Source organism: Bacillus sp. AFS001701, from assembly GCF_002559405.1.
In the GTDB taxonomy this organism is placed as follows: Bacteria; Bacillota; Bacilli; order Bacillales; family Bacillaceae_G; genus Gottfriedia.
Genome location: NZ_NTZO01000771.1, coordinates 1 through 578, shown reverse-complemented (window position 1 = coordinate 578; position 578 = coordinate 1). Strand labels below are relative to the sequence as shown.

Here is a 578-nt window from a genome sequence, read left to right as displayed (position 1 = left end):
AAATCATTTTCTGATTTTATATCAATCGCTTCTTTCAAAAGCCTTTCGAGAACGGCTGCAAAGACTGCAATTACCATTGAAGCAAAAATCAAAACCAAGCCAATAACGATAATTCCTGGAGCGTCATCCATATCTGCAATTAAATAAAAAAGTGGCAACCCAAGTACATACAATACACTGATTGCGATCGCACTAAATTTTATTTTCTTTAAAGCATTAACCGATAATTCCGAGAAAGCTATGTTTTTATCGATATAGCTTAAAAGTTTAAAAGCTTGAAAAAGTGCAAAATAAAAAGGAATCGCTGCTAAATAAAGATCTATAAAAATAAAATATTTCATTAAAGCAATATTCGGATACAGCTCAGCAGCAAATTCTGCAATCTTAGGAACCACAAATAAACACAATGCAAGAACTGGTAGCCCAATTAGAATTACCACTATTTTTAAAAAGAGAGTTGACCCTCGTTTCATAAAAGCACCTCACTATATTATTTACAATTTGAATTTACCACATATTTTATCGTTTTACAATAAATTATTGTTGTTTTTTATTATATTATTATCGTTATAAAATTA

At 29.6% G+C, this 578-nt stretch carries 1 protein-coding gene; it reads right to left on the bottom strand.

What is annotated here, in order from left to right; translation table 11 throughout:
* On the bottom strand, positions 1 to 473 hold a 473-nt coding region (locus tag CN514_RS25090; RefSeq protein WP_098234859.1), incomplete at its 3' end, for a DUF2975 domain-containing protein.
* Positions 474 to 578: the final 105 nt, after the last annotated feature.